Consider the following 26763-nt stretch of genomic DNA (forward strand, 5'->3'; position numbering starts at 1 on the left):
TGAGGAAAATGAATCGCGCATTGTTTATTTGTAGTCAGAATCGCCTGCGAAGTCCTACTGCCGAGCAGCTATTCTCGAGTTGGCCAGAGGTTGAAACTGACTCCGCTGGCTTGGGTGGGGATGCAACGGTACCTTTGTCTTCGGAACAATTAGCTTGGTCTAATATTATCTTCGTGATGGAAAAGGCGCATCGCAATAAGTTGTCATCAAGGTTCCGAAAGCATTTGAATGGAAAACGTATTGTTTGCCTGGATATTCCGGATGATTATGTGTATATGCAGCCGGAACTGATTAAGTTACTTGAAGCGAGGGCAGGTCGGTTTTTGCGAACTTCCCGATAGGAGCGCACTACAATGACGGTTTGAATGTGGTCGAAAGTGCACTGTCACGCATAGCGTACCCGGCCGCCTATGCCAACTTTATTGTTGGACGCGACTGGTGCAAAACACGCTATCGCCGCATTGTCGCAGACACTCATTGCATGACAAGATGCAGTGATCGGCTTGTCGCGCAAGATCGCCTGGGGCAGACATTATAGTTCGTCCACACCTATCGATCCTCTGGTGGCGCTTCCGATGCGGTTTCCGGTACGGTTTCCGGTGCATTCATTGGTGCCGATTCCGGTGCAGGTTCCGGCGCGGTATCCAGTTCTTCTGTCGCTTCCGGCGGCGGTGCATCTGCCGGCGGCGCCGCTGGCAGATCAGGCAGCACCGGTTGCGCAGCCGGTGCAGCAGGCTGTAGCTGCGGCTGCGGCTGCGGCTGCCCAGGCGCCTGCCCCAGCGCCGGATCGCGCGCCTTGAACCGCCACGCCGAAATCGTGTCCGCATTGTCCAGGCCAGCAAACCGGCTGTCGAAATTGGCGACCTTCAGCGGCTTGGCCGTCGACAGACTATGGACCGCTACCACGCCCGTCGTGCCCTCGCCCAGGTACACCACACCCCACTCGGCCTTGCCCGTCAGCGGATCGACGAAGATCTTGCGCAGGTGCCGGCGCACGCCCGGCACGCGCGGGTCCTTCAGCAATTCCTTGAGCGATGGCGGATACGGCGAGGCGCCTTGCGGCGTCGCGGCCGCGTAGCTGTCGAGCGCCGCGCTGAAGGCGGCGCCGATGTCGAGCAGCTCCTCCTCGGCCGCCGCCCGTTGCAGCAGCGCGCCGATCTTGAGCGTGGCGGCGCCCACCAGGCCGATGATGGTGACAAAGATGATCAGGCCCAGATAAGTGAATCCGGCCTGGCGCCCGCGGCGTATCCCTGCCCGAACTACCATTCCAGATAGGGCCGGCCGCGCCGGTCGTTGCCCGGCGCCCCGCTGCGCAGGTTGGCGAAGCCGCCCTGCTCCCCTTCGTGCGGCGCTTCGAGGATCCACGTGTCGCGCGCTTCGGTAACCGGGTCGAGCGGGATTTCGCGCAGATAGCGCGCCTCCACCAGCTGCTCGAGCGACTCGGGATAGCGGCCCGTATCGGAGCGGTACTGATCGACCACCTGGCGCGTGTTGCGCAGGTTATCGGCCAGGATCGTCTCTTTCGCGCTGTCGATGCTGGGGAAAAAGCGCGGCAGCGCCACCGTCAGCAGCAGCGCGATGATCCCCAGCACAACCAGCAGTTCGATCAGCGTGAAGCCGCGGCCTTTTCCATCTGCATGCATGCGCATTGTGCTCACCATTTGTTGTAGGGGATGCCGTTCAACCCCACCCGCGTGGAGCGCGAAACCACATCATAGACATCGTCGCCTTCCTGCGGTTGATCCGGCTCGCTGGCATAACTGCGCTTGCCCCAGGTGGCGGCGTCATCGAGATCGCGCTCCGGCGTGAACGGGTCGCGTGGCAGGCGCCGCATGAAATAGATCTTCGCTTGTTTGGGACTGCGCAGGTCGGGCACGCCCTGCACCAGCAATTCGAGACGCGGCGGATAGCCGCTGGCGTCGGCGGCCTTGGCCACGCGGCCCTCGTCGGCAGCCTTCTTGTAGGCGTCCAGGCCAGCGCGGATTTCGCGCAGGCCGCGCCGCAGTTCCTGCTCGTCGCGGCGCTGCACCGTCACTTCGGCCACCGGCAGCACCAGGGTCCCAAGCAGGGCCAGGATCGCGAGCGTGACGAGCAGCTCGATCAGCGTGAAGCCGTGCCGCGCGTGCATGCCCGGCTGCGTCATCGCTGCGGCACTGGCGGCGTCACGCCTGGTGGATAGGCGGCCGGCTGCGCCATGGCCTCGGGCGCAGATTCCGATGCAGATGCAGGCGCAGATTCAGGCGCCATCACCGGCTGGCCCGGCGGCGCCGATGGCGGCGAGCCCAGTTGCGGCGTGGCCGGCAAGGCCGACGGCGGTACCGAGAACGACGTCGCGGGTTCCTGCGCCGGCGGCGGCGCGACCGGTGTCGTGAACGTGGTCGTGGTGACGGTCGCTGGCGGCGCCAGAGCTGGCGTGGCAGGCCGCGCACCCGTCGCCGGCAGCGCTACCGGTGCGCGCACGGCATTGTCAGGCCGGCGGCGGAAGCTTGACTCGGTGCCGGCACCGAATTCGGACGCCGATGCGGGAGGGCGCTGCACCGCGCGCACGATGCGCGGCGTGATCGACAGCAGGATCTCGGTGCGTCCGTTGCTGTCGGTCTGGCTGCCGAACAGGCGCCCGACGATCGGCAGGTCGCCCACGCCCGGCACCTTGGTGCCGCTGCTGCGGTCTTCATTGCTGATCAGGCCAGCGAGCACCTGGTTCTCGCCATCCTTCAGTTGCAGCATGGTGGTCGCCGAGCGGCTGCCGATGCGGTACGCCACGGTGCCATTACGGGTCTCGACGCGTTCGCCCAGCGTGCTGACCTCGAGGTTGATGCGGATCGCGACCTCGTTGTTCAGGTAAATGGTCGGCTCGACGTTCAGCGTCAGGCCCACGTCCAGGTAGGTGATGTTATCGGACGCGAAGCCGCCGATCCCCGACGACACTGTCGCCGAGATATTCGGGATCTTGTCGCCGATGACGATCTTGGCCTTTTCCTTGTTGCGCACGCGGATGCGCGGGTTGGCCAGCGTCGTCGTGTCGCCATCGGTCTTGCTGGCGTTGAGCGTGGCGCTGATCGGGCCCGTCGTGATCGTGCTGCTGTTCAGGCCACGCAGCTGGTCGATCGTCAGCACGTTGCCGTCGAACGACGTCAGTGGCGAGAACCCTAGCGATGTCGGCCAGTTGATGCCCAGGTCCATCACGCTGCTGCGGTTGATCTCCAGCACCTCGACGTCGAGCATGACTTCGGGCTCCGGCACGTCCTGCAGCGCCACAAGCTGCGTGGCGATGCGGATCGCTTCCGGGTTGTCGCGCAGGATCACCAGGTTCAGTTTTTCATCGACCACCACGTCGCGGCTCTTGAGGATCGTCTTGAACGTGTTGGCGATGGACTTGGCGTCGGCGTTCGCCAGGAAGAACGTCTTGACCGTCATTTCCTGGTACTCGCGCAGCTTGGCCGCGACGTTCGGGTAGATCAGGATCGTGTTGCCGTCCATGACCTGGCGCTCGAGCTGGTTCGTCATGAGCAGGTAGTACACGGCTGCTTCGACGGTGCTGTTCTTCAGGAAGATCGAGGTGCGAGTATCGGCCTTGACGTCCTTGTCGAAGATGAAGTTCAGGCCCGAGTGGCGGGCGATGATCTCGAACACCTGCTTCAGTGGGGCGTCACGAAACTCGAGGCTGATGGGCTTGCGGTAGCTGGCCGCCAGCGCTGCCGGGCCGGATGGCGCGGCCGCCGCTTTCTCGTCGATCTCCAGCAGCAGCAGGCGCGCTGCCTCGTGCGCCGGGCGCTCGGTCAGCACGGCGGCCAGCTTGTTGCGCGCGGTCTCGATATCGTCCTTCTCGAAGGCGGCGCGCGCCTCGATCAGTGCGGCCGCATGGCGCCGGTCCGCCTCGACCTGGCGCAGACCGGCGCGGGCGCGGTCGTTGCCCGGATCGATGGTCTGCACGCGCCGGTATTCATTACTGGCCACATCGATCTGGCCGGCGGCCAGTGCGCGGTCGGCTGCCTCCACCATGCGCACGACGGCGCCGTCGCGCGCACGCAGGTAGGCCGCCTTGTATTCGGGATTGCCGGGGTCGGAGGCCAGCGCCTCCTGGTACTTGGCCAGGCCGGCGCCGACCTTGTCCTGGGCCACCAGTGCGTTGCCCTCCTGGTAGGCGCGCTGCGCCGCGCAACCCGCGAGAAGAAACGGCAACAGCAGCAGGGTCAGCCCCTGCATCGGCAAACGAGCCATCAATCGAATACTCCAATATTGAGCTGCTGGACCTGGTCCAGCGGCAGGTAAGTCAGGGTCAGCGTGGGCGGACGGATCGCGTCGACGCGGTAGGCGCCGTCGATCGTCGCGCCGTCGCGCACGAGATAGGTACGGTCGTTGCGGGCCAGGTAGATTTCCCAGACGCCGTCCTGGAGCGACTTGCCGATGTACTTGAACGGCAGCGGTGGCGCCACGGGCGGCGGCGGTGGCGGGGGCGGTGCGTTCGATGGCGGCGGCGGTGGCGGCGTCCAGTCGTGGCGCGCGAACAGGCCCTGCTCGCCTTCGCCGAAGCGCTCGCCGTCAGCGCCGATCAACTCGTCGCGCGGGACCAGGCGCACGATCGCGGTGTCCGCGACGGGCTTGGCCACCGCCACGGCCGTGCTGCGGGCAGGCGCAGTGGCGGCAGTCTTTGCTACGCGCTCGGCCGGTTCGGCCAGTGTGTTGTCAGGTGTGGTGTCGCCAAACACGACCAGGCCGGCGGCCAGCGCCAGCGCGCCACCCATGGCGATGTGACGGGGCTTCATCGCGCTTCTCCGGGTGCTGCGCTGCGCTCGGCGAGATAGAACGTGAGGCGCAGCCGGGCATCGACGCCCGCCTCGCCAATCGCGTCGCGGCGAAACGCCACGTCGTCGAGCGAGGCATGTGGCACCGCGCGCAGCACGTCCATTGCAAACTGCCAGATTGCCGCGTAATTGCCCTTGACGGGCAGGTTGATCTGATAGGCGACCAGCCGGGCGTTGCGGTCGACCGTGGTGCGGTACTCGCCCTGCTCCAGCGTCAAGCCATGCCGGGCGGCCAGTGCGAACACCGCTTTCAACTGGCGCTCCACGCTACGGGCATCGCCCAGCGTCGCGTAGAACTGCGCCAGGTTCTGGTCACTGCTCGGTGGTGGCGCGCTTGGTGCCGGGCGCGGTGGCAACGGCGTGCGCGCGAGGCGGCGCGCCGCGTCGTAGTCTGCTTCGAGGCGGGCGCGCGCCGGCACCAGCGCGACCTGCACGGCTGCGCCAGCCACGATCAGCGCCAGGACCAGCGCCGTCAGCGGATTGACGCGCGCGAGCAGCAGGCGGGCGCGCAGTGGCAGGGTCGCGAGCGTCATGGCGTCCCCCATTGCACACTGACCTGGAAGCGCAGTGGCCGGTTCGGGTCTTCCTGCATCACCTCATGGCGCATCAGCACCACACTCGTGAACCATTCCTCGGCCTGCAGGCGCGTGATATAGGCCAGCATGTCGTCGCTGTTCTTGGCCTCGGCGCTGATGCGCAGCGTGCGCCGCTTGGCGTCGGGCTCCAGCGCCAGCAGCGCGATCGAGGCAGGCGTGGCGTCGGCCAGCGCTGCCGCCAGGTCGCGCCATGGCAGGTTCAGTTGCTGCACGGCGGCGTTGACGGCGGTGACCTGCGCCGGCGCCAGGGTTACCTTCGGCGCGGCGGCCACCACGACGGGCGGCGGCGCATTGCGCACGGCCAGCGCCGCCTGCAGGTCGGTCAGTTCCTGCTGCTGCTCGACGTAGCGCTGGGTCATGAACCCTGCGGGCACGCAGATCAACAGCACGACAGGCAGCATGAAAATCACACGTGGCGGCGTGCGAAACAGCGTGCGGCGCAGGCCCGGCGGGGCGAAATCGATGCGGGTGCGCTTCACGCGGGCGCTCCCGTACGCGCCAGGCGCGCCAGGTCGGACCAGCCGTCGCCGGTGTTCTGTTCGAGCAGGCTGCAGGCGAACTTCAGGCGCCCCGGGCTGCTGCCCCAGGCGGCCGGCGCGGCGCCGCACAGTTGCAGCCTTTCGGGGCGTCCCACGCCCACGCGCAGCGCTTCGCGCGCCACGTGCGATTCCAGCCAGTCGCGATCGGCGCCGGCCGGGATCGGGCTGCTGCGCACGGCCATCAAAACCGCGCCGTCATACGCCGCGAGCGACAACACGCCGCCATGTACCTGGCCGAACCATGCCCCTGCCCTGCGCGCCTGGCGCCACTGATTGAGCGAGGCCACGAATTGCGGCCGGATGTCGACCAGATGAAAGCGGTGGGTCTCGGCGGCCAGTTGCAGGCCATCGAGCAGATTCAGTGGCGCGGCGCTGGCCAGGAACGGTTTGCCCGCATCCCAGTCGGCGCGGATCACCCACTCGGCAGGCGGCGCCCCGAACAGGTGCTGGAAGCGCAGCGCAGCCGCCCCTTCGAGGTCGCCCATGCGCGTGGCGCCTTGCGGCGGCGTGACCTGCCACAGGCGGATCAATTCATCGGCCAGCACGACACTCACCGTCCAGCCGCCAGGCGCATGGTCCGCGAACAGCGCGGAGAGGCCCGTGGCCAGCGCATCGGGCGCGAACAGGTCGAGCCGCTGCTCGGCCAGCAGCACGGGCGCGCGGCCGAACAGGCGGTTGACCCTGACCAGGGCCAGGCCATCGCTGGCAATGCCCAGGCGCAGGGTGTGTCCAAGAAGCTTACGCATGCAGGGTCACCCGCTTGATTTCATCGATGGTGGTGGCGCCGCGTCGCACCAGGTCAAGCGCGGCCAGGCGCAGGCTGCGCGTGCCGTTGGCGTGGGCCGCGGCCTTGATGCGGCGGATCGGCTGCTTGTCGACGATCAGCTCGCGGATCTCGTCGTTCAGGGTGAGGATTTCGGCAATCGAACGACGGCCCTTGTAGCCGGTGCCACGGCAATCGCCGCAGCCCTTCCCGCGCATGAACAGGTAGTCGCCCACCTCGGCGCGTTCCAGATGCACCGAGGCCAGTTCGAGATCGGTCGGGTCGTACTGCTCGCCGCAGCGCGGGCAGTTCATGCGGATCAGGCGCTGGGCCCAGATGCCATTCAGGGCCGAGACAAACGCATATGGATCAATGCCCATGTGCGTGAAGCGCCCGAACACGTCGAACACGTTATTGGCGTGGACAGTCGTCAGGACCAGGTGACCGGTCAGCGCCGACTGCACCGCGATCTCGGCGGTCTCGCGGTCGCGAATCTCGCCGACCATGATCTTGTCGGGGTCGTGGCGCAGGATCGAGCGCAGGCCCTTGGCAAAGGTCAGGCCCTTCTTTTCGTTGACCGGGATTTGCAGGATGCCGGGCAGCTGGTACTCCACCGGGTCTTCGATCGTGATGATCTTTTCGCGGCCGTTGTGGATTTCGGTCAGCGCCGCGTACAGGGTCGTGGTCTTGCCCGAGCCGGTCGGCCCCGTTACCAGCAGCATGCCGTAGGCTTCCTGCGCCAGGTGGCGCAGCGTGACGAGCGATGGCGCGTCGAACCCCAGCGCTTCGAGCGTGAGCGAGCCGTAGGCTTCGATCATCGCGCGCTTGTCCAGAATACGGATCACCGCATCTTCGCCGTGGATGCTCGGCATGATCGACACGCGCAGGTCGATGTCGCGCCCGGCCGCCTCGACCCGGAAGCTCCCGTCCTGCGGCACGCGGCGCTCGGCGATATCGAGTTCGGCCAGCACCTTCAGGCGCGAGATGATGTGCTCGGCCAGCTCGATACCGCCCACTGTCGTGGCGTGATCGAGCACGCCATCGACCCGGTACTTCACGGCCAGCCCACCGGCCGTGCTTTCCAGGTGGATGTCCGAGGCGCCGGCTTTCAACGCGTCGTACAGCGTGGAGTTGACCAGCTTGACGGCCGGGCTGCCCGCTTCGGACACCGACGCGAACGACAGCACGGTACCGATCTTGCCGTCGCGCCGGCCGTCGGCAGCGCCGCCCACGAGCGAATCGACGGCGCGCGCCGATTCCTCCTGCTTGGACAGGTAGGCCTGAATGTCGGCCTGCTGCGCCAGGCACAGGTCGAGCGGCCGGCTGGGCATGGCGCGGGCCTGGGCGCCGAGCCACGTCTGCAGGTCGAGATCGAACGGATCGGCCACCACGCCCACCAGGCGCCCGTCGGCATGGCGCAGCAGCGCGCAATGACGCGACAGCGCTTGTGCGAGGGGCAGGAGGTCGAACGCCGGTGCGAGCAGCAGCATCTCCCCCGTTTCCATCACCGGCAGCGCAAACAGCGCGGCCAGGGCCTGCACCAGCTCGCGCGCATCGCGCCCGGTCAGCGCTTCCAATTCGGCCACGAGGCCCCGGCGCGACACGTTCGCGGCGGCGCGTGCCTGCGCCAGGATGGCGGGATCGAACGACGCGGCGGCCACGGTATCGGTGTGCATGTTCATGACATGTCTCCTGCCAGGTCGAAGATCGGCATGTACAGCAGCACGACGATGGCGCCGACCACGAGGCCGATCGCGGCCATCAGCAGTGGCTCGAAAGTGCGCGTGAAGCGGTCGATCCAGCGCCCGATCTCGCCATCGTAAAACGCAGCCGACTGGGTCAGCATCGGCCCCATTTCGCCCGTGCGTTCACCCACGCGCAGCATGCGCAGCGAGATCGGCGTGGTCAGGCCGTGGGCTTCGAAGGCGTTCGACATCGGCTCGCCCGACTCGATCGCGGCGCGCGCCGCCGACAGGTTTTTGGCCAGGTGCGGCGCGACCATCTGCTGCACGGTCTCGATAGCGCCGACAATCGTGATGCCGCCTTCGGTCAGCATGCCGAGCGTCAGGTACAGGCGCGAGAGTTCATACACGCGGGCGCGCTCGCCAATGCCGGGCACGCGCCGCAGCAGCCGGCCCATGCCGCCGCTGCGGCGCAGATGGCGAATGCCGGCGACGATGCTGGCCACTACCAGCACGGCGCCGATCAGAATCGCCGTCCCGTGGCCGGACGCGAACTGGCCCCAGTCGAGCAGCCGCTGCGACAGCCACGGCAGGTCGCGGCCCGCGCCCTGGTACACCTCGGCGAATTTGGGCACCACGTAGCCGATCAAAAAGCCGGATACGCCCCCGCCGACCATCAGCAGGATCACCGGATAGATCGAGGCGCTGACGATTTTGGCGCGCACGGTGTCGATCCGCTGCTGGTAGTCGATGTAGCGCGTCAGTGCGCGCGGCAGGTCGCTGGTGCCTTCGGCGGCGCGCACGATGCCGATGTACAGCGGCGGGAACAGCGCCGGCTGCGCCGCCAGCACGGCCGAAAAACGCTTGCCCTCGCGCAGGCCACCGAGCAGGCGTTCGAGCACGGCGCGGGTGGGCGCGGCGCTTTCCTTTTCCAGCAGGGCTTCGAGGCTTTCGACGATGCCCAGGCCGGCATTGAGCAGCGCGAGCAGTTCCTGGCTGAACAGGACCAGAGATAATTTGGCGCCGCGCGAACTGGCCAGACGCGCGCCGCGCGCCGGTTCGACGGCGCTGACGAACAGGCCACGCGCCTCGATCTGGCGGCGTGCATCCTGCGCGTCGAGGGCGTCGACGACGAGGTTGGCGATCGACATGTCGGGCGCGAGGGTGCGAACGGCGAACTGCATGGGCGGCGCTGTCAGGTGGGTAATGCTGGAAACGTCATTCAGTTCGACGTGATGTCGGCGTTCTCGCCGGCGCCGCCGGGCTGGCCGTCCTTGCCCAGCGAAAGCACTTCGTACTCCGCCCGGGCGCCAGGCGCGCGGTACTGGTACGCATTGCCCCATGGATCGAGTGGCACGGCTTTCTTCAGGTACGGGCCGTTCCATTTGACGCCGGCGCTGGGCGGCGCCGTCATCAAGGCCGCCAGGCCTTCTTCGGTAGTCGGGTAGCGGCCGACGTCGAGCCGGTAGGTGTCGAGCGTTTTATCGAACGCATCGATCTGGGCCTTGGCCGCAGTGACTTCGGATTTGCCCAGCTGGGAAAAATATTTCGGGCCGACATAGGCCGCAAGCAAACCGATGATGACGATCACCACCAGCAATTCCAGCAACGTGAACCCGGCGCTGCGACGCGCGGCGCCCCGTTTCATGGCAAAAAACATCAACCGACTCCTCATGTGCTACGCGCAAAAAAATACCTCTGAACGGTATCACGCGGTATGGCAGAAGGACAACTCTTGTTTTGAGATACCACCCAGCGTCAAAGCTGTAGAGGCGAAACAAACAGCACCTTGTTCAATTACTGTTACAAAAACGCCACAATTCATGCCGACGTCATAAAACCATAAAACAAAGTCTGGTCGCTGTAGAAACCGAATTTAATTAATCATTTTTCCGAAAACTCAATATTTTTCCTGTTAATAATTTTTACATTTTAATTATTTCCATTGATATATTTATTTACAACGCAACAGGAGGTTGCGCTTTTACCGGTCTTGCCGTATCCCGGCAAGCACCAATACAACGACAAAGGCACATCATGATTCGGCACGGACGATTGGCAGCACCGACCCTCGGCAGCACTCTTGCAACGTTATGCAGCGCCACGCTTGGCGCCGTCATTCTGGCCGCACCGGCTCAGGCCGCCACCATCGGCTTCGAGAATGGTTATGGCGCTGTCGCGCATGGCGAGACCTACCAGGAATCGGGCTTCTCGATGCGGTTCGATGCCAACAACCCGCAAGCCGACAGCAGCACCGGCGTGGGCGCCTTTGTCGATGGCAGCGACCCATGGGCCTGTGACATGGCGTGCCCGGTGAATAATTCGAGCATGTACTACGGCGCGTTCAACGACAGCGTCGTCTGGATCACTGCCGAGGACGGCAACCCCTTCCGCATGCTGGGCGTGGATGCGAGCTTCATCGGCAATACAACCGAACTCAGCGGCTACCCGGCCGTATCGGGTCTGTTGCGCGCGCAGGGCTTCCGCGCTGACGGCAGCTACACGTACATCGACCTGGCACTGGATGGTCCATCCAGCGCTGGCTTCGGATTCGGCGGCTACGACTTTGGCGCGTTCTCGCAACTGGCATTCACGGAGATCGCCCTGTTCGGCTTCGTGTGCGACGGCGCGGGCGACTGCTCGGCCTTCAATACCAACCAGGGCCAGTTTGCCATCGATAACCTGAACCTGGAATCAGGCGCAGCCGCCGATGTGCCGGAACCGGCCACCGCGCTGCTGTTCGGTCTCGGCATCGCCGGCCTGGCCGCCAGCGCACGCCGCCGCCGCCGCAGCAACAGCCTTGCCATCCGCGCCTGACCCCCACAACGTATCCCGGGAACGAATCACCATGAAACTCCGTCCATTATCCGCAGCAGTACTGCTGGTCCTGTCCAGCCTGACGATCACCGTCCAGGCCCAGGACGTGCGCCGCCCGTACATCGTTCAACTGGCCGACAAGCCGATCGCCGGCTACACCGGCGAGATCGCCGGCATGCCCGCGACCCAGCCAGCCGCCGGCAACCGCCTGAACCTGGAAACCCAGAACGTTGTTCTCTACAACAACTACCTGACCCGCAAGCAGGCCGCCGTGCGCGCCGTCGTGGCCAGCGCACCGGTGCTGCATGAGTACAGTGTGGTCCTGAACGGCTTTGCCGCCATGCTGACCGATGCCGAAGTGCGCACCCTGATGGCGCGCACCGACGTGGTCACGGTCTCGCCGGACGTGCCGCGCGAACTGGCCACCACCTACACCCCGACCTTCCTCGGCCTGGATCAACCGGGCGGCCTGTGGTCGCAGCTTGGCGGCCAGGGCGCCGCCGGCGAGAACATCATCATCGGCATCGTCGATGGCGGCATCTGGCCCGAGCATCCATCGTACGCCGACCGTGTCGACGCCAACGGCAAGCCAACCTTCGCCACCAGCGGCACCATCGTGTACGATGCGCCGCCGTCGCGCTGGAAAGGCACGTGCCAGACCGGCGAAGGCTTTACCGCCGCCGATTGCAACAACAAGCTGATCGGCGCCCAGTATTTCGACGCCAGCTACCGCTCGAGCAACCGGGTCAGCCACTGGACCGAGTTCAATTCGTCGCCGCGCGATTCCATCGGCGGCACCACCGGCGAAGGCGGCCACGGTACCCACACTTCCACCACGGCCGGCGGCAATGCACGCTCGACTGCGGTCGTCGGCGGCGTCGCCATCGGCGAAATGAGCGGCATGGCGCCACGCGCGCGGATCGCTTCGTACAAGGTGTGCTGGACCTACCTGGATCCGGCCCAGGCCAGCGGCCGGCGCAATGCCTGCTTCACCGGCGACAGCGTCGCGGCCATCGAAAAAGCGGTGGTCGACGGCGTGCACGTGATCAACTTCTCGATCAGCGGCGGTGAGTCGATCATCGACCCGGTCGAGCAAGCCTTCTTCAATGCCTCGAATGCCGGCGTGTTCGTTGCCGCCTCGGCGGGCAACAGCGGCCCGGCAAACACGGTCGCCCACATCAGCCCATGGCAGGCAACCGTTGCCGCCTCGACCCACAACCGCGAACTGCAGGCCACCGTCACGCTCGGCAACGGCCGCAGCTTCCGCGGCGCGTCGATGAATTCGACGGCCGTGGGCCCGGCGCCAATGATCACTGCCGAAGCGGCAGCGCTGCCGGGCGCCAATCCGACGCTGGTGGCACGGTGTTTCAGCGCCAACGAAAACGGCGGCCAGGCCGTGCTCGATCCGGCCAAGGTGGCCGGCAAGATCGTGACCTGTACTCGCGGCGGCAATGCGCGTGTCGACAAGAGCCTGGCCGTGAAGGACGCCGGTGGCGTCGGCATGGTGCAGATCGACAACAACACCGGCCTGGTGGCCGAAGTGCATGCAGTCCCATCGGTGCACGTCAACGCCAACGATGGCGCGGTCATCAAGTCGTATGCTGCAACGTCCGGCGCCACCGCGTCGATCTCGACCTTCGTGATCGGCACGTCGAGCGTGCCGGCGCCGACGATGGCCAGCTTCTCGTCGCGCGGCCCGAACCGCTACGACCCGAACGTGCTCAAGCCTGACATGACCGCACCTGGCGTGGACGTCATCGCCGGGGTCTCGCCGAACATGACCGAAGCGCAGCGCGCAGCGCTGCTCACCGGCACGCTCGATCCGGTGCCGGTGGCCTGGGCATCGTACCAGGGCACGTCGATGTCGAGCCCGCACGTGGCCGGCCTGGCCGCCCTGCTGCGACAGCAGCATCCGACCTGGTCGCCAGCCATGATCAAATCGGCACTGATGACGACCGCCACCGACACCTTCGCCGATGCGATCCTGTCCGGCGATACGCGCGGCAGTTTGCCGTTCGGCCAGGGCGCAGGCCACGTGGCACCGAACGCTGCGGCCAATCCGGGCCTGGTGTATGACATCACCGAACTCGATTACCGCAAATACATGTGCGGCGCGGGCGTCGCAGCGCAATGCGGCGGCGGCAGCATCGCCGGCTACAACCTGAACCTGCCGTCGATCGCAGTTGGCAATGTGCTGGGCACCGTCACCGTCACCCGCTCGGTCACCAATGTCAGCGACAGCGAATCGACCTACACGCCGACAGCGGCGATCACGGGCTTTACCGCCACGGTCAGCCCGACCTCGCTGGTCATGCCGGCCGGCGCGACGCGCCAGTACACCGTGACGCTGACCCGCACCAATGCCGCCGAGAATGTGTGGCAGTTCGGTTCGCTGACCTGGTCGGACGGCACCCACCGCGTGCGCAGCCCGATCGTGGCCCGCTCGGGCCGCCTGATCTCGGCGCCTGCCCTCGTGGAAAGCGACCGCGCCAGCGGTGGCAAGTCCCTCACCATCAGCACCGGATTTGCCGGCAAGATGGGCGTGGCGGCCGGCGGCATGAAGGAAATCGACCGCATTGCCGGCACCGTGGGCACTGCCAACCCGGCGATCTTCAGCACTCGGGAGACGATGCGCCAGGCCTGCCTGGCCAGCGCACCGGGCGTGTTCGTGTCCAAGGTTGTGGTGCCAAGCAACGCGATGGCCGCGAAGTTTGAACTGTTCGACCGTGACATGACGGGCGAAGGCGCGAACGACCTCGACCTGCTCGTGCTCAACGGTGCGAATGCCGAAGTGGGCTATTCGGCCAACGGCACGTCGGACGAAATGGTCACGCTGACTTCGCCAAGCGCTGGTACCTACACGGTCTGCGCCCTCGGCTACGACACCTTCAACGGCGGCGTGATCGGCTTCGGCCTGCATGCCGGCGTCGTCACCACGGCCGACCGCGCCTACAACTTCAAGGCGCTGGTGCCTGCCCAGGTGTATGTCGGCGGTACGGCAACGGTCACCACGAGCTGGTCGGGTCTGCCAACCGGCAAACGCTTCCTGAGCGCCATTCGCCTGCTGCAACCAAACGGCGCCATTGCCTCGACGACGCTGTTGCAGGTGGAAACCAACAGCCCGATTCCACGTGCAGTCTCGGGCGCACGCAAGAAGGACCTGGGCCTGTAAGGTAATGCCGGATCGTTGCAACGCAGCAGCGTTCAACGATCCGGCGGTCCGGCGGTCCGGTGGTAAACGACAAAGCGCGCCTCGGCGCGCTTTGTCATTGCAGGCGCATGAACATGCGCCGATGAACGATCAATTGACCGGGGAACCGGTGCCGAGCTGGCAGGTGCCGGCGACGCAGACTGCGCCCGGATCGGCCTTCAACATGCAGGTCGATACCATGCCACTGGCCGTGAGTGCTGCTTTGGTCTCGGTGTACGAGCGTTCGGACAGTGCGCGCAGCGCGTTGGCGTCGCTCTTTTGCGTGGAGTACGGCAGGTATTCCTGCGGGCCGCCACAGGCCATGGCGCCCACCGGCAGCGTGCGGCATTGCGCGTTGTCGCTGCACGTCGGCGTGCCGATCTGGCGCCGGATGTCGGCCAGCGTATTGGCCGGCGCCGTGCTGATGGAGGTTTCTCCCTTGACCTGAGCGCGGACGGGACCCTGGGCCTGGCTCGTGCAGGCGGCGCAGCTGACGAGCAGCAAAAGTAAGAGTTTGTTCATGGGGCTATCTTCGCGTGCGATCGGCGTGGGGTCAAGCGAATTGCGGCTGCCCCACGCGGCTGGGACTTTCCTGCAGCGACGATCAGAGCAGACGCAGCGCCATGCAGCGCGCCACCGCGTGCGCCCGGTTGGCCACGCCAAGCACCCGGTAGCTGCGCTGCAGATGGTTCTTCACCGTCAGCGCGCTGATGCCAAGCTGGCGCGCCACTTCTTCGTTGCTGTGCCCCGCCCGTATGCGGTCGAGCACGGCCAGTTCGCGCCCGCTCAGGGACCGCACCGGCGCGCTGTCGGCCCCCTGCCCGGCGCTGGCCGCGACCGGCATGCGCAGCAATCCCAGATGCAGATACGGCAGCAGCAACTGCAGAAAATAGACCTGACGCGCATCGGGCAGCGACGGCATGCGCAGCAGCGCAAATACCGTGCCGGCTGCCCCCGGCTGCGCGCTGCCATGCACGAGCGCGTGGTCCATCCCCGTCGCGCACAAGGCAGTGTCGGCGCCATCGATCACAGTGGGCATGGCGCGCGCCGCCTGCCAGCGCGCGACCAGCGCCGGCGCCACGTGGGCCTTGAGCTGCACCAGCGCAGCGCGGTCGAGCACGGCGCGGTGCAGGCACTCGACATGGTCGACGGCGCCGGTTGCATCGAGTCTCACGCACAGCATGATCTCGTGCGGCAGCAGCGCCTGGAAGGCTCCCTGCGTCCACAAGAAGAGCTGGCGCCGCTCGGTAAGTTCGACCCCCGACTCGATCGTACGCAACAGGTATTCCTGCTCCAGCTTGTCGAGGATTGTCATGCTACGCTCGCCAGCGTCGCCAGCGTCGGCAGTCCGGCGGTAAAGCGGTAGCCGGCGCCGCGCACGGTCTGGATGCGCTCGCCCTGCCCGTCCGCGCCCAGCGCCTGGCGCAGGCGCCCGACGTGCGTGTCGACGGTCCGTTCATCGAGCACTGCATGACGGCCCCAGACCCGGTCGAGCAACTGCGGCCGCGAATGCACGCGCTCCGGGTGGCGCATCAAAAATGCCAGCAAGCGAAATTCGACGGGACCAAGCAGGATCGGACGGCCACCGGCACTCACTTGCAACGTGTCCGGATCGAGGTGCAGGCCACCGTCGCGCAAAGCGGCAGCGCCGGCGGGCGCCAGACGGCGCAGCACAGACTGTGTGCGCGCCAGTAATTCGCGGGGGCTGAAGGGTTTGGTGACGTAATCGTCGGCGCCAGACTCCAGCGCCAGCACCTTGTCGGCCTCGGCGCCGCGCTCTGTGAGCATGATCACACCCATGCCGCGCGTGCTGGTGTGCGCGCGCAGGCGGCGCACGAGGGTTTCACCACTCTGGCCCGGCAACTCCCACTCGATCAGCACCAGGTTCGGCAAACCGCGCGCCATGCGTAGCAGCGCGCTTTCCGCATCAGGGCAACACTCGACCAGGTAACCGGCACTGCCGAAATTGAGTCTCAATAATTGCTGGACAGCAGGGTCAGGATCGACCGCGAGAATCTGGACTGGCATGGAAGGCATATGTAATGTCTGCGCGACAATACAATGACTATGCCCCAAGGATCAGATGTTTATAAATACAATTTCTTTAACGTATTTAGATGTTTAAAGAATAAATCCGGCGCAGCGGCCTGTCGGTCGCTGCGCCGGATTGATCGGAAGTGCGTGGATCAGCCGCGCTGTTGCATACGGCGCGTGGCAACGATCAGCAGCAGACCGGTGGCCAGCAGCAGCCACTCGCCTGGTTCCGGGACTTCGGCGATCTGGGCAATCTGCACCAGGTCAGCCGCGTTCACCGTGACAGTGTCCGCCATGCCCGTGATCAGGTCGATCGTGAACAGTTCGGCGCCGGCGCCCAGGTACGCGTCAAAGGTGTCATTGAGCAGCGCAACGGTGAACAGCGTACCCAGCTGCTCATTGCCCATGTCAAACGCCACGTCGAATGAGAACAGCCCACCGAAGGTCACTGCCTGCGTGAAGAAATTTTCGCCCGTGCTGTTGCCCAGGGCCGCCCCGGTAGCCACGGTACCGGTGGCATCACCCGCATATGTCGCATCGCCCATGAAGCTGCCGCTGAAGTTGCTCAAACGGGCGATGGATTGACCCATATCGCCGCCACCGTTGAAGCCCAGGTCGAGAAAGCCGGTGCTGCCCGCAAACGATGACGTGTCGAGGGAAACCCGGTACAGCGGGCCGGCCAGCGCAGCAGGTGCGCCGACGGCGATCGAAAACGCCAGCATGGCGCGAAGGAACAGAGCGTAAAGGTTGTTCATGTTAATTCCTGATCAGAGTGCGCCGGAGACCAGCTGCGGGGTGTAGGTAATGGACCGTTTGGCGCTATTGGTGAACGTGGTCGTGAAGGTGACGGTGGCGCCTGGTGCGACGCTTGCTTGCGGCAGCGTCAGGTAAGGCGCGCCGGCACGCATGCCACTGCTGTTGTCCAGCGTCACACCGCTCGGCAAGCCCTGCATGACGAAGTGCAGCGGGCCGGTGAGAGCCGTGGCGCTCGTGTTGGTGACGGTAACTTTACCGCTGTACTTGCCCGTGACGCGGTTGATGGCGAAGCCGCCGATGTCCACATTGACCGATGCCGTGACATCGCTGAACGCCGGGGTCAGGTTCAGGCTGACCACCAGCGGATCGTGATCCGATGCGCGGTAGGCATTGTTGCGGTACGGATCCTGCACGGTATCGTTCAGGTTGTAGTCGATGGTTTCCGGCTCGTCGGCATTGCTGTGCCATTCGGCGGCGCCCACCACTTGCGCGGCCAGCGAGCTGCTTGCCAGTGCGTGGTCGAGGTAGCCCGACAGGCCGTCGAACACGTACGAGTACGGCATTGCATTCGGGCGCACGAAACGCTCGAGCAGGTTGACCATGCCGGCCACGCCGGTCAGGTGGTTGATCGGGCTTTCGAAGGCGTAGGCGTTCAGGTCACCGATGACCAGGACGTCCGGGTCGCCAGCGGCCGCGATCACTTGCGGGATGAAGTACGAGGTCAGGCGCTGGGCCTGCTGGGTACGGGTACGGTCCCAGCAACCTGCGCCGTTGCCCGGATCGGTATCGCCGGCGCCGGCGCCGCTGCAACCGCCCTTCGATTTCAGGTGGTTCACGACCACCGAGAACTTGCCGCCGCCATTGCTGGCCATGAAGGTCTGCGCCATCGGCGCACGGTTGTTGACGGCGTTGCCGTCCGACAGCGCACCGCCCACCAGCGACACGACCGACGGCTTGTAGATCATCGCGACGCGAATCGCATCGGTACCAAGCGCAACCGGCTGTGGCACGACGGCATACTTGCCCGGCGCCGTGGCGGCGTTGAGCTGCTCGACCAGGTAGCCAACCGCGATGTCACGGTTGTTCTGGATTTCCATCAGGCCGACCACGTCGGCGTCAAGCGCGGCCAGCGACTTCACGATCTTGTCGCGCTGGCGGATGAATTCGGCCGTGTTGTCAGCACCGCGGCAATTGCCGGCAGACGTCGAGTTGCCGATCGTGCAGCCCTGGCCGGTACGGCCCCAGGCGTCACGCCCGTCGGTGAACGTCGTGAAGAAGTTGAGCACGTTGGCGCTGCCGACCTTGATACCCGCCGGCACGATCGGCGCCGGGGTACGCTCATTGGTGCGCGCAAAGGTCGGGGCCATGGTCGGCTGCAGCTTGAAGCCAGCGCCGCCACCGCCCAGTGCGCCATAGTCGATGACGCCCGTCAGGTTGGTGACGGTGTCACCAACGCGCACGGTGCCATCGTCGGCCAGGTACGGAATCACGGTCGGCGCGATAAAGATGCCATCGTCCAGCACGATCTGGTTGGCCTGGTGTTCCTGGTACAGCGCCAGGGCTTCAGGCGAGCCGAGTGGGAAGCGGTTGGTTGGATTTTCGCGGCGGCCATTGGCCAGGATCAGTTCGCCACGGTCACCAACGTTGCGGTTGCCATTCACGGTCAATGGCGACGCAAAGCGCACCAGCATGCCTTCGACACTGGCCAGATCCGCGTTCGGCAGCACGATATTGGTCGGTGTGACGGCCGGACCGGCGCCCAGGCGCTGCACGCCGGTGACGTTGGAAAATTCGGTATAGGTGCGGTTGGCGCCGGTTGGGCGGTATTCGACGATCGTGCCGGTCACGCGCACCAGTTCGCCGATCGGCGCATCGGTCGACGCACCAAACACATACAGGCCATCCGACGTCGACGGGTCGCCATCGCCTGCGGCATCCTGAATAAAGAAGCCGCTGCCGATCTTGGCCGTGATCACACCTTGCGTGGACTGGACCGTGCCGACATACGGGCTGGCTGCGCCCGAGCCCTGGATTGCAGGGATGCGCAATTCACCGGCGACATTGACGTTGACGGCGCAGGTTTCGGCGTCGCCGGCGGCGTTGCCGAACTGGATCTGGACCGGATAGCTGCCCGCGGCCAGCGTATCGGCGATGACAAGGCGCGCTTGGGCGCGCCCGCCAACGGCGCCGGCTGCTGCGAAGTCGAGCAGGCTGATGCCGGGACGGGCGCCGGCGATGATGCTGGCGCTGTTGACGATGCTGTCGCCGTCGATGGCCGACAGGACGGTCGACGAACCGCTGCCCTGCGCGACCTGGACCGCCGCCGGGCAGGTCAGCACGATCGGCTGCACCACCGGACCGCCGCAGGCCTGGATGGCCGAGGCCATGCTGCGTGGGCCGGCCACGGGCGCGGCGGCAAAGTCGTCACGGTTGTTGTCGGTATCCTGACAGCCCAGTGCGGCGCGCTGGATCGAATTGACGGTCGACGGGGCCGGTGCTGGCGCGCCCTCGGCGCGGTTGGCGGTGCCAAAGCCCACCAGGTCGATCAGGTTCGTGCCATCGCCGGCCGGCATCTGCGTCGCGCTACCCGACAGCGCCACCTTGCCACCGCCTGCCGCCATGTCGAAGCTGGTGCTGGTAACGTCACCCGTGCCCACTGGCATGGCGTTGGACTGGGTGCCGCTGCGGCCGACCATCAGGAAATACTGACCGGGCTTGAGTTCCACGGCCGGCAGACGGGTGACCGACCCCCACGCAGTGCCGCTTGCCGACTGGTATTGCAAGCTCATGCCATCCAGACTGACTGGCGAGGAGCTGCGATTGAACAGCTCGACAAAGTCGTGGCTCCACTGACCGCCGGCATTGTTCGAATGGGCGTACAGCTGGCTGATCACAACGTCGCCCGGGGCAGCCGAAGCTGTCGCAGCAAAGCCCGCGATCAAGGTCGCCAGCAGCGTGCGCCGTGGCATGAAGGATGCAAAGGTGGTCATGGATTCCCTGTTGGTTGTCGTGCAAGACATGCTTGCGGCATTCATTAACAAAATCATAGTAAATGCGCAAATTGACAACATGATGACGCCGCATTAGTCCGAAGGAACTAATCTTCAGCATGCATACAACACAATTGGGAATTACTGTCTTGGGACGACCTCTAACGGACGAGCGAATTGCCGCCAGCGCACGGCAGGCAGCATTCGTCGGTGTGGAAAAAGCGTGTGGCTGACCGGCGTTGGACCGGTGATACAGGCTTCGGTAACCCAGTAGCGCGTGGCGCTACTGCCGCTGATACCCGATCGGTCAAACCGACCGTCCGGGTATCAGCGTAGTACGGCCTGGTGAATCAGGCGCGCTTGTAGATATCTTCGAAGCGGACGATATCGTCTTCACCCAGATAGCTGCCGGATTGCACTTCGATGATGTGCAGTGGCAGTTTGCCCGGGTTTTCCAGACGGTGGTTCATGCCGATCGGGATGTACGTCGATTCGTTCTCGGACAGCAGGCTGACCGTATCGCCGCACGTCACGCGCGCCGTGCCCGACACCACGACCCAGTGTTCGGCGCGGTGGTGGTGCATCTGCAGCGACAGTTTTTCACCCGGCTTGACCGTGATGCGCTTGACCTGGAAACGGTCGCCCGCATCGATGCCTTCGTAATGGCCCCATGGACGATACACTTTGGTGTGGTGCAAGTGCTCGGTACGCTCTTTCGACTTCAGGTGTTCGACCACCTGCTTGACACGCTGCACCTGGCTCTTGCTCGTGACCAGCACGGCATCCTGGGTTTCCACGACGACGATGTCTTCGAGGCCCACCACGGCGACGATGCGGCTTTCGGCACGCACCAGCGAGTTTTTCACGCCATCCAGATAAACGTCGCCGCGCTGGGCATTGCCGTTGCTGTCCTTCGGCTGGGTTTCCCACAGGGCCGACCACGAACCGACGTCATTCCAGCCGATATCGGCCGGCACGACTGCCGCGTCGTGTGTGTGCTCCATGACGGCATAGTCGATCGAATCGGATGGGCAAGCCGAGAAGGCGGTTTCGTCGAGACGGCAAAAATCGAGGTCGCGATAGGCCGCATCCATGGCCTGATTGGCGGCGGTGGCGATTGCCGGCGCGTGCTCTTCCAGCTCTTGCAGGTAGCGCGCGGCGCCGAACATGAACATGCCGCTGTTCCAGTAATACGTGCCTTCTGCAACGAAGCCTTCGGCAGTGGCCGCATCCGGCTTTTCGACAAAGCGCGCCACGTTGTAGCAATCGCCGCACTCGGCCACCGGCTCGCCACGACGGATATAGCCGTAGCCGGTTTCCGGCGTTTTCGGCACGATGCCGAACGTGGCCAGCTTGCCGGCAGCGACCAGGCGCGTCGCGCGCTCGACCGCTTCACGGAATGCGGGAATGTTCTCGATGACGTGGTCAGCCGGCAGCACCAGCATGACGGCTTCGGGGTCGATCTGTTGCAGATGGTGCGCAGCCGCTGCCACGGCCGGCGCCGTGTTGCGACCCACCGGCTCGAGCAGGATGCCCAACGGCGTGATGCCCACTTCGCGCAACTGCTCAGCCACCATGAAACGGTGGTCATTGCCGCACACTACCAATGGTGCCATCAATTCAGGCCAGTTTGTCACGCGCAAGGCAGTGTCCTGCAACATGGTTTTGTCGGCGACCAGTGGCAATAATTGCTTTGGCAGAACGGCACGCGACAGGGGCCACAGGCGGGTCCCGGCGCCGCCGGAAAGGATGACTGGATAAATCTTCATGCGCTGGCTTTCTCTTTCTTTGACTCGTTGGTGTCCGGGGTGTCCTTGCGACGCGAAGTGCGGCGATCACGTGCATTGAGCCACTCTTCGGAAGAATACTCGGAAGTGTGCTTCATCTCGCCATTTCGGTCGACACTGTATTCCTTGAATACAATCATTTCATTTAATGTTACATCATGCAACACCCGGGTGTATTCAAACAAGACGCTGCGAACAACTTCGGCGCCTTCGCAGATGTGGCTGCCATGGCCAATCCAGGTCGGGCCCACGATGCGCGTGCCGGCTTCGATTTTGCAGCCGGAACCGATGTACACCGGTCCTTCGATCGTCGTACCTTCCCAGTCGATGCTGGTGTTCAGGCCAACCCAGAGACCCGGCTTGATCTGGATGCCCGGCACATGCATGTGGTTCACTTCACCGGTCAGTACCGTCTGCAGCACTTCCCAGTAGTCACTCATGGTGCCGATGTCGAGCCAGTTGAACGGCCGGCCCTGGGCATAGAACGGCAGGCCGCGCTCGGCCAGCAGCGGGAACAGGTCCGAGCCGATGTCGAACGAGACGCCCGACGGGATCAGGTCGATGACTTCCGGCTCGAAGATATAGATGCCCGTCGAAATGAAGTTGGACTTGGCATCGGCTTCGGCTGGCTTTTCCTGGAATTCCTGGATGCGGCCTTCTTCATCAGTCACGACCACGCCGTACGACGAGACTTTGTCCCATGGCACTTCCTTGGTGATGACGGTGGCCATCGCGCCCTTGCGGCGGTGTTCCATCAGGGCAGCCTTCAGGTCGAGATCGATCAGTGCGTCGCCGCACAGCACGACCGTGGTGTCGTCGAAGAAGCCGCCGAATTCCTGGATTTTCTTCATGCCGCCGGCCGAGCCGATCGGCATCGGCACGACTTCGCCGTCATCCTTCGTGTAGCCCTCGAACGAGTAGCCGATCTGGACGCCGAACTGCTCGCCTTCGCCGAAGTACTCTTCGATTTTTTCATGCAGCCAGCTGACGTTGACCATGATCTCGGAAATTCCGTTTTTGCGGAGGTGGTCGACCAGGTAGGCCATCACGGGCCGGCCCAGCAGCGGGATCATCGGTTTTGGCAGATCGTAGGTGAGTGGACGCACGCGCGTCCCTTTGCCTGCGGCGAGAATCATGGCTTTCATTCGATGTTCCTTTGAATTATTTGGCAGTGGTTTGGTAGCGCCATACATCGGCGCACATTTGAGCGACATCGCGTTCGGCGGTCCAGCCGAGTTCGTCGCGTGCCTTGGACGGGTCGGCGTAGCATTTCGCCACGTCACCCGGGCGGCGGTCGACGATCTGGTAGGCGACCGTGCGGCCACTGGCCGCTTCGAACGCACGAATCATTTCCAGGACGCTGTTGCCGCGCCCCGTACCGAGGTTGTACGCGACGATGCCCGGGCCCTTGGCCAGGCGGTCCAGCGTCTTGACGTGGCCGATGGCCAGGTCGACGACGTGGATGTAATCGCGCTGGCCGGTGCCGTCGGGGGTGTTGTAATCGCCGCCGAAGACAGACAGTTTCTCGCGCTGGCCATTGGCAACCTGGGCAATGTACGGCACCAGGTTGTTGGGAATTCCGCTTGGCTCTTCGCCGATCAGGCCGCTCTCATGGGCACCCACCGGATTGAAGTAGCGCAGCAGCGCAATGCGCCAGTCGGGCTGGGCCTTGGCCAGGTCTTGCAGGATCTCTTCGATCATCAGCTTGCTGCGGCCGTACGGGTTCGTGGCCGAGAGCGGGAAGTCTTCGCGGATCGGTACCGAGGCCGGGTCGCCATACACGGTGGCCGACGACGAGAACACGAGCGATTTGCAACCGAATTTGGCCATCGTTTCAAACAACACGACGCTGCCCGAGACATTGTTGTCGTAGTAACGCAGCGGCTCAGCGACCGACTCCCCCACCGCCTTCAGGCCGGCGAAGTGGATGACCGCTTCCGGCTTGTGCTCGGCGAACGCCGCTTCCATCGCCGCGCGATCGCGGATGTCGGCTTCGACAAAGGCGAATGGCTTGCCGCTGATGCGCTGCACGCGGTCGCGTACCGACAATTGGGCATTGGACAGGTTATCGAGCACCACCACGTCGTGCCCTGCGCTTTGCAGTTCGACGACCGTGTGCGAACCGATGTAACCGATGCCGCCAGTAACGAGAATCTTCATGTGTTTGCTCTCTGCCTTCACTTTTTGTGATCGATTGTATGCAATAGCCGTGATGCTTCCAGCTAATGCTTGATGCTATTTACTGCTGCTGTTTGTTGCTGCTTGTTGCTGTTCGCTGCTGGTGCGCGCGTTCTCGGAACGTGGCACCGTTGTGCTTCGAACAACGGGACCGGCGCGATAGCCGGTTGCCGCGGTTGCGGCGCACCATGCCTAGAATACATCTGCTCGACCCGCGCACGATATCTTCGTGTGTACCCAACGAGAATTCGTGCCTGCCCGCCCCTTGCACGTGCAGGGCGCCGCAGTACGGATCGACGCCAGTTCGTGAGGCTGAGCCTTGTATACAGGGTGCCGCAACATGGTTCGGGATGTCCTGCAGCCAAAGCTTATCTATTTTACAATGCATTGATCGATTCCGTGCGCACGCACGCGTGTGCACGGGGCAATACTCATTCCCGCGCTCAAGATTGCACTGCAACATGAGGTTCAGAACGCGCCCTGCTCCCGGGTTTCGCAGCGACACGCCGCGTGCGCGGCGTGCCTTTGCTACGGGCAGTGCACTACTTTTCGTCGATGAACGTGATGGAAAACTTGCATTCAACCGGCACGGCGGACGACACGGTCGAGATCCGCAAGACGTCGCACGGCACCTTGGACTGGTACGTGGCCGAGTACCACCCGAGCGGTGGATTCTCGGCGCCACGCACCAGCTCGAGGTGCAGATCCTCGCCGCTGGCCTGCATCTGCAGCACGAAGCGGCGGCCCCGAACTGCCAGGCCGTTGCTGGTCAGGCGCACGTCCAGTCCGGGCGCGAAGTGCCAGAACAGCTCGACCTTGTGCGGCTTCTTGCCGGACACCTCGTCGCGCACGGTCAGCGTGTTGCTGGCGCTCTCGAAGCGGACACTGCGCACATGTCGGACTGGATCGGGCAGACGCGCATAGCCGTCGTGCGAACCGCGGAAATCGAACTCGTGGGGCGAGGCCGGCATGCGCTCGATGCTGGCCGCAGCCTTGCGCAGCCACATGAAACGCCCGCCCGAGACCGACTGGTTCACGCCGTCGATGCGCACCGTGTTGTGGCTGGACGTGCCGCGGAAGTAATCGCGCCATTTGTCGTCCTGCCCGTATGAATAGGTGCCGGGGTCGACCAGGCACGGCTCACCCGCGATTGACAAGGCCAGTGCCAGCGCATCGGCGTGGCCGTGGGCAGCCACGCCCAGGTAGCCCAGCGGGCCACAGTCGAGCAAGCCCTTGATTTCGTCGGCTTCGCCAAAGCGATTGCCGAACAGCAGGTAGCCGCCATCGGGAAAGGCCCAGCCCGTATCGACTTCGTGCGGATCGCAATCGGGCCGCCCGCCCGGCAGCGTGTGCAGCAACCAGCGCACGCCCGGGTGGCTGTCGGCATGGCCGCCGAAGACAGTATCGCCCAGCGCCAGCAACTGCGCAGCGCGGTCCATGCCCGACGCGTCCAGGCGAAATACGCAACCATCGTCGGCGTCGCCCACGGCAGGCACATTGCCACCGACATCGCGTACCGAGCGCAAGAAGCGCAGCGCGCGCTGCAGGCTGCCCCAGTAAGCGCGCGAAAACGGTCGCAGGCTGTGGCCGCCGGTCTGGGCCAGCAAGCCGGCCACGAACAAAAATTCGCAGACAAACAAATGGTAGCCAAAGGCCTGCTCGCGGTTGACGCCATCGCGCGAGAATTGCGCCTGGGCTTCCACTTCCAGCTCGCTCTGTGCCAGCGTCTGCCAATCGCGCGACTCTTTCCAGCACGGCCAGGTGACGGCGCCCATGTAGAGGCCGGCCAGTTCGCCGATCAGGTGGTTGTTGGCCGACGAATGGCGCGACAGATGGCGCGCGATCGTACGGCAATGGGCGTGGATGCTGCCGAGCCAGTCGGCGCGCAGGCGCTGCCCTGCGTCGCCCTCGAACAGCGCGCTGCGGTCACCACCGATCAATTGCCAGATCAGACTCCAGTTGATGAGCCGGATGCCCAGCTCCCGTGAACTGGTCCAGTTGGGACCGGTCAGTGGCGGACACTGCTCGAGCCAGCTGCGCAGGTTTTGCTCGAGCGCATCCATCCAGCGCGTATCACGCGTGAGTGTCCAGGCCTGTGCCAGCCGCACGAGGTGCAGGTGACGGTTCAGTTCCCAGACATGCTTGATGTCGCCTACCAGCTCGCGGTCGTTGATGGCGAGGTCGCCCCGGTACACGGCCGGCGCGGTCACGCCGGTATCAGGATCGCGGTTCCATGCAGTTGGCACGCCCACGTCGAAGCGGCCATCGGCAAACAGCACGACCTGCCCTGCACAGATGCGTTCGGCGTCCAGCAGCAACGCCTCGACTTCGCCCGGATCGAGCTCGGGCGCACCGCGCACGCCCAGGTTCAGGGTCGGCACGGCTGGCGGGGCCGAGCGCGCCAGTGCCAGCTGCGTGCGGCCCGCCATGCTCCGGCCCAGGCGGATTGCAGTGGCCTGTTGGACCCGGTATCCCATCTCGGCCAACGACATGCAGCGCAAACGGTTGACCAGCCACACCATGTTTGTTCCGTTCATTGCGCTTCCTTCATGCAGAATTCTGCCTCGTCAACCGATTGCCATCCGCCGCCTGGCGTCCGTGGATCGCAGCGTACTTCCGGTGTAGG

At 64.8% G+C, this 26763-nt stretch carries 23 protein-coding genes; 3 read left to right on the plus strand and 20 right to left on the minus strand.

Annotation, left to right across the window (positions count from 1 at the left end; genetic code table 11):
- Positions 1 to 8 precede the first annotated feature (8 nt).
- Positions 9 to 341 (plus strand): low molecular weight protein tyrosine phosphatase family protein, encoded by a 333-nt coding sequence (locus tag NX775_RS11340; protein WP_258836115.1) that lies wholly within the window; start codon positions 9 to 11, stop codon positions 339 to 341.
- A 208-nt stretch (positions 342 to 549) separates the two neighbouring features.
- Here the strand turns inward: NX775_RS11340 and NX775_RS11345 are convergent, their stop codons facing one another.
- From NX775_RS11345 to gspG, 11 genes are read right to left on the minus strand one after another with little or no spacing between them, the layout of a single operon-like run.
- Positions 550 to 1266 carry a type II secretion system protein gene (locus NX775_RS11345; protein ID WP_258836116.1) on the minus strand — a complete coding sequence of 239 codons (717 nt, stop codon included), beginning with the start codon at positions 1264 to 1266 and terminating at the stop codon, positions 550 to 552.
- Positions 1260 to 1643 (minus strand): type II secretion system protein, encoded by a 384-nt coding sequence (locus NX775_RS11350; RefSeq protein WP_258836117.1) that lies wholly within the window; start codon positions 1641 to 1643, stop codon positions 1260 to 1262. Before NX775_RS11350 ends, NX775_RS11345 begins: the two co-directional genes overlap by 7 nt.
- A gap of 11 nt (positions 1644 to 1654) precedes the next feature.
- Positions 1655 to 2128, minus strand: coding sequence for a type II secretion system protein (locus NX775_RS11355; RefSeq protein WP_258836118.1), 474 nt, complete (start codon positions 2126 to 2128; stop codon positions 1655 to 1657).
- 11 nt (positions 2129 to 2139) lie between these two features.
- Complete coding sequence (locus tag NX775_RS11360) at positions 2140 to 4221, minus strand: secretin GspD/PilQ domain-containing protein (protein ID WP_258836742.1); 2082 nt, start codon at positions 4219 to 4221, stop codon at positions 2140 to 2142.
- Positions 4221 to 4766 carry a hypothetical protein gene (locus tag NX775_RS11365; protein WP_258836119.1) on the minus strand — a complete coding sequence of 182 codons (546 nt, stop codon included), beginning with the start codon at positions 4764 to 4766 and terminating at the stop codon, positions 4221 to 4223. The genes NX775_RS11360 and NX775_RS11365 overlap by 1 nt, the downstream gene beginning before the upstream one ends.
- On the minus strand, positions 4763 to 5338 hold the full coding sequence (locus NX775_RS11370; RefSeq protein ID WP_258836120.1) for a hypothetical protein: 576 nt from the start codon (positions 5336 to 5338) through the stop codon (positions 4763 to 4765). Before NX775_RS11370 ends, NX775_RS11365 begins: the two co-directional genes overlap by 4 nt.
- A complete protein-coding gene (locus tag NX775_RS11375; protein WP_258836121.1) occupies positions 5335 to 5880 on the minus strand; it encodes a PilN domain-containing protein in 546 nt (181 codons plus the stop codon). Before NX775_RS11375 ends, NX775_RS11370 begins: the two co-directional genes overlap by 4 nt.
- Entirely contained in the window at positions 5877 to 6686 is an 810-nt protein-coding gene (locus NX775_RS11380; RefSeq protein ID WP_258836122.1) for a hypothetical protein, read from the minus strand. The genes NX775_RS11375 and NX775_RS11380 overlap by 4 nt, the downstream gene beginning before the upstream one ends.
- Positions 6679 to 8379: a GspE/PulE family protein gene (locus tag NX775_RS11385; protein ID WP_370660587.1), complete on the minus strand. Its 1701-nt coding sequence runs from the start codon at positions 8377 to 8379 to the stop codon at positions 6679 to 6681. Before NX775_RS11385 ends, NX775_RS11380 begins: the two co-directional genes overlap by 8 nt.
- Positions 8380 to 8381: 2 nt before the next feature.
- A complete protein-coding gene (locus NX775_RS11390; RefSeq protein WP_258836124.1) occupies positions 8382 to 9569 on the minus strand; it encodes a type II secretion system F family protein in 1188 nt (395 codons plus the stop codon).
- A 38-nt stretch (positions 9570 to 9607) separates the two neighbouring features.
- Positions 9608 to 10045, minus strand: a complete 438-nt coding sequence (gene gspG / locus NX775_RS11395; RefSeq protein WP_258836125.1) for a type II secretion system major pseudopilin GspG — start codon at positions 10043 to 10045, stop codon at positions 9608 to 9610.
- A gap of 395 nt (positions 10046 to 10440) precedes the next feature.
- On the opposite strand from gspG, the gene NX775_RS11400 reads away from it, so the two are divergent.
- Positions 10441 to 11202 carry an NF038120 family PEP-CTERM protein gene (locus NX775_RS11400; protein WP_258836126.1) on the plus strand — a complete coding sequence of 254 codons (762 nt, stop codon included), beginning with the start codon at positions 10441 to 10443 and terminating at the stop codon, positions 11200 to 11202.
- 31 nt (positions 11203 to 11233) lie between these two features.
- The gene (locus tag NX775_RS11405) at positions 11234 to 14374 is read left to right on the plus strand and encodes a S8 family serine peptidase (RefSeq protein WP_258836127.1); all 3141 of its coding nucleotides are present in this window, start codon (positions 11234 to 11236) and stop codon (positions 14372 to 14374) included.
- Between the two features lie 129 nt (positions 14375 to 14503).
- On the opposite strand, the gene NX775_RS11410 is transcribed toward NX775_RS11405, so the two are convergent.
- The 9 genes from NX775_RS11410 to NX775_RS11450 form a co-directional block, all read right to left on the minus strand.
- Positions 14504 to 14914, minus strand: coding sequence for a hypothetical protein (locus NX775_RS11410; protein WP_258836128.1), 411 nt, complete (start codon positions 14912 to 14914; stop codon positions 14504 to 14506).
- An 82-nt stretch (positions 14915 to 14996) separates the two neighbouring features.
- On the minus strand, positions 14997 to 15707 hold the full coding sequence (locus NX775_RS11415) for a LuxR C-terminal-related transcriptional regulator (RefSeq protein ID WP_258836129.1): 711 nt from the start codon (positions 15705 to 15707) through the stop codon (positions 14997 to 14999).
- Positions 15704 to 16420, minus strand: coding sequence for a winged helix-turn-helix domain-containing protein (locus tag NX775_RS11420; RefSeq protein WP_258836743.1), 717 nt, complete (start codon positions 16418 to 16420; stop codon positions 15704 to 15706). Before NX775_RS11420 ends, NX775_RS11415 begins: the two co-directional genes overlap by 4 nt.
- 158 nt (positions 16421 to 16578) lie before the next feature.
- Positions 16579 to 17181: an NF038129 family PEP-CTERM protein gene (locus NX775_RS11425; protein ID WP_258836130.1), complete on the minus strand. Its 603-nt coding sequence runs from the start codon at positions 17179 to 17181 to the stop codon at positions 16579 to 16581.
- 12 nt (positions 17182 to 17193) lie between these two features.
- The gene (locus NX775_RS11430) at positions 17194 to 20172 is read right to left on the minus strand and encodes an ExeM/NucH family extracellular endonuclease (protein ID WP_258836131.1); all 2979 of its coding nucleotides are present in this window, start codon (positions 20170 to 20172) and stop codon (positions 17194 to 17196) included.
- A gap of 350 nt (positions 20173 to 20522) precedes the next feature.
- Entirely contained in the window at positions 20523 to 21941 is a 1419-nt protein-coding gene (locus NX775_RS11435; RefSeq protein ID WP_258836132.1) for a mannose-1-phosphate guanylyltransferase/mannose-6-phosphate isomerase, read from the minus strand.
- Positions 21938 to 23104, minus strand: a complete 1167-nt coding sequence (locus tag NX775_RS11440) for a nucleotidyltransferase family protein (protein ID WP_258836133.1) — start codon at positions 23102 to 23104, stop codon at positions 21938 to 21940. The genes NX775_RS11435 and NX775_RS11440 overlap by 4 nt, the downstream gene beginning before the upstream one ends.
- Before the next feature lie 16 nt (positions 23105 to 23120).
- Positions 23121 to 24119, minus strand: a complete 999-nt coding sequence (galE, locus tag NX775_RS11445) for a UDP-glucose 4-epimerase GalE (protein ID WP_258836134.1) — start codon at positions 24117 to 24119, stop codon at positions 23121 to 23123.
- Positions 24120 to 24679: 560 nt separating this feature from the next.
- Complete coding sequence (locus NX775_RS11450; protein ID WP_258836135.1) at positions 24680 to 26674, minus strand: heparinase II/III family protein; 1995 nt, start codon at positions 26672 to 26674, stop codon at positions 24680 to 24682.
- Between the last annotated feature and the right edge of the window lie 89 nt (positions 26675 to 26763).

The sequence above is a fragment of the Massilia aurea genome, from assembly GCF_024753205.1.
Taxonomy (GTDB): Bacteria; Pseudomonadota; Gammaproteobacteria; order Burkholderiales; family Burkholderiaceae_D; genus Telluria; species Telluria aurea.